The sequence below is a fragment of the Mucilaginibacter sp. P4_C11 genome, from assembly GCF_056402115.1.
In genome coordinates this window covers 1-3404 of record NZ_JBFUIA010000077.1, presented here as the reverse complement: position 1 = coordinate 3404, position 3404 = coordinate 1, and the positions used below count along the sequence as shown (strand labels likewise).

2 protein-coding genes are annotated in these 3404 nt (G+C 39.6%); one reads left to right on the top strand and one right to left on the bottom strand.

All coding sequences use genetic code 11. The features are described from left to right. Window positions 1-546: 546 nt before the first annotated feature. Complete coding sequence (locus AC1DU2_RS30785) at window positions 547-2721, top strand: glutamine synthetase III family protein (RefSeq protein WP_477389455.1); 2175 nt, start codon at window positions 547-549, stop codon at window positions 2719-2721. Between the two features lie 122 nt (window positions 2722-2843). Here AC1DU2_RS30785 and AC1DU2_RS30780 read toward each other — a convergent pair whose 3' ends face one another. Further along, entirely contained in the window at window positions 2844-3089 is a 246-nt protein-coding gene (locus AC1DU2_RS30780; RefSeq protein WP_477389453.1) for a hypothetical protein, read from the bottom strand. Between the last annotated feature and the right edge of the window lie 315 nt (window positions 3090-3404).

The window sequence follows — 3404 nt, the reverse complement described above, 5'->3', positions numbered from 1 at the left end:
GATTGCAAGGCATTAATTCTTCAAAAAACAACCGTAAAAAAGCACTCTTTAGGTTTTGACCAATAAACACTACACTTTTTTATAAAAAATATAATATTTATAGGGTTTATGTAAATTATTTCATGAAATTAGGTAGTTATTTTAACAATAACAAATTTTTAACAAAAAAAACATGATAAAAAATATAAAAATTATCATAATCGCAATTCAAAACTAAAAAAGAGGTTAAATTTTAATGAATTTTCAACAGCAAAAAGCAATAAATACCGATAAAACAGATTTAGAATTATAAAAAAGGAATTTTACTACATAAAACAGTAAAAACACGATGTTTTGGCAAAAAAATCGAAAAAAAATAACATAAAAAGCAAATTTTAGCCTCATATTTTCCCTAATCCCTGCACTAACCTTCAAAATATTTAGCATTTTGATAACTTAATAGCAGTTCAAATCATTTTATTTCGTTAAATTTTGGTGCATATTTTAAAGGATAGTTCTATTTTTGAATTTGTCTTTATTTAAAACCGTATATAAACCTATATATAAATGCCTAACATCCGATTTAAAGCACTTCAGGACGTTCTAAGCAGAACTATCCCCGAGGTGAAACCGCCTGCAGCCAAAATCTCAGAATATTTTGGCGCCAATGTTTTCGATAAAAAGAAAATGAAGGAATACCTTTCGACAGAAGCGTACCAGGGTATAGTTAATTCCATTGAAAAAGGCGAGCCTATCCCGCGCGACCTGGCCGAACAGATAGCTTCGGCGATGAAATCATGGGCGCTGGGTAAAGGAGCCACCCATTATACACACTGGTTTCAGCCGCTTACCGGCACAACTGCCGAAAAACACGACGCTTTTTTTGAATCAACTGCCGATGGCGGCGCAATTGAGCGTTTTAGCGGCGATGCGTTATCGCAACAGGAGCCCGATGCTTCCAGCTTCCCGAGTGGTGGTATCCGTAATACTTTTGAAGCCCGCGGTTATACCGCATGGGATCCGTCATCGCCCGCCTTTTTAATGGCGCGTACCTTATGTATACCTACTGTATTTGTATCCTATACCGGCGAGGCGTTGGATTATAAGGTACCTTTATTAAAGGCATTAAGTGTGCTTGATAAAGCCGCGGTTGACGTTTGCCATTATTTTGACAAGGGTATCGAGAAGGTAAATGCATCATTGGGCTTAGAGCAGGAATACTTTTTAGTTGATATTGCCTTATTTAACGCCCGCCCCGATCTTTATTTAACCGGCCGTACCCTTTTTGGCCATATATCTGCCAAAAACCAGCAACTGGAAGACCATTACTTCGGTTCTATCCCCGAGCGGGTGTATGCTTACATGCAGGATATGGAGGCCGAGGCCTTATTATTAGGTATACCATTAAAAACACGCCATAATGAGGTTGCACCATCGCAATTTGAATGCGCCCCAATTTATGAAGAAATAAACCTGGCCATTGACCACAACCAGCTCCTGATGGATTTGATGGACCGTGTGGCCCGCCGTCATAACTTTAAGGTATTACTGCACGAAAAACCGTACGCCGGTATAAACGGATCGGGTAAGCATAATAACTGGTCGTTAATTACCAATACGGGTAAAAACCTGTTGTCGCCGGGCAAAACGCCTAAGAACAACCTGATGTTCCTTACCTTTTTTGTAAATACCATTAAAGCGGTTCATGAACATGCCGACTTGTTAAGGGCGTCCATCGCATCGGTAAATAACGATCACCGTTTGGGCGCCAATGAGGCCCCTCCGGCTATTATATCTATTTTCCTGGGCAGCCAGCTAAATGATGTGCTGGATGAAATAGAGACATCGCGCATCAGCAAAAAAATAAAAGAGGATAACCTGTTATGGCAGGGCATTCCTAAAATACCGCAGATACTGCCCGATAACACCGACCGTAACCGTACTTCGCCCTTCGCATTTACCGGTAACAAATTTGAATTGAGAGCGGTAGGCTCGTCGGCCAATTCGGCCAGCCCAATGACGATCCTTAACCTGATTGTTGCCGAGCAGCTTAGGAAATTCAAATACGATGTAGATAAACTGATAAAAAAAGGCGAAAAGAAAGACCTTGCTTTATTGATTGTTATCAAAAAATACATCAAGGAGTCAAAAAACATCCGTTTTGAGGGTAATGGTTATAGCGAAGAGTGGGAAAAAGAAGCCGAACGCCGTGGTTTGGCCAATATTAAAACCACGCCAAAAGCACTGGACGCGTTCTTATCCGAAAAGGCCGAAATCCTGTTTGCCGAAACAGGTGTATTTAGTCCCCGTGAAGCACATGCACGCCACGAGATATTATTAGATAGCTTTTACAAAAAGCTACAGATTGAAGCCCGTGTAATGGGCGAATTGGTGCAAAACGTAATTATCCCGGCTGCGATAGCTTATCAAACCAAACTGATAAACAATGTAAAAGGCTTAAAAGATTTAGGACTTGCACCAGCAACCTACGAAGCCCAGCTTGACCTGATCACCAAAATTTCTGACCACGTTAACTTCATTAAAACCAACGTTGACCAAATGGTTGACGCCCGTAAAACAGCCAACGCCGTTGAAGACATTCGCCAGCGTGCTATTGACTACGATGAAAAGGTAAAATCATTCTTCGCCCCTATCCGTTACCGGGTTGATAAACTGGAGCAGCTGGTAGATGATGGCATGTGGCCGTTACCTAAATTCAGGGAGCTATTGTTTCTTAAATAAACACGAATTAAGCGAATTAAACACGAATTCATCTTTTTTATAATGCCACCAATTTCAGGAATTGGTGGCATTTTTTCTTGACTTTAACAGCAATCAAACACTTTTCAATCTACAAAAACAAACTATTCAGATAATATCGATGTTACTTTAAACGTTTTTTGCCCTCTGCCATTCAGCGTTACTTTTATTTGGTCGTTAAAAAAACTCTGTAGAAAAGGCCAACTACTCGCATTAACACCACCATTACCATTTTTGTCGATATTATCAAGAATTTTCAAATTGCCTATGTAAATTAGCTCACTTTTAAATTTTTGCAGGTCTTTTCTCCAGATAATAAATCCATAGGCGCCTACATAATAAGGTTTCATACCTGTATATATACCCCACATTTTATTTAAGGGGTAATGATGCCAAAAATAGTTGGTGGAATTAGYTAAAAAAAGCAGTATATAGCAAATGCAGATATAAGAGTACCCAGGCTCTGCAGAGGTGCAACCTGCCAGCAATAATATTTGCGAACGATACCATGGCCGGACGAAAGTCCGGCTTTTTTTATTCATGGTAGAGTTCAAATATGGCTAAGAAAACCTATTGCCATTTTGTTTATTCTTGAGGAACAAGTACCATAGAATAAACTCTTTTCTATGCGCAGGAGATAAGCCGCGATGTATATTCAAGTTGCC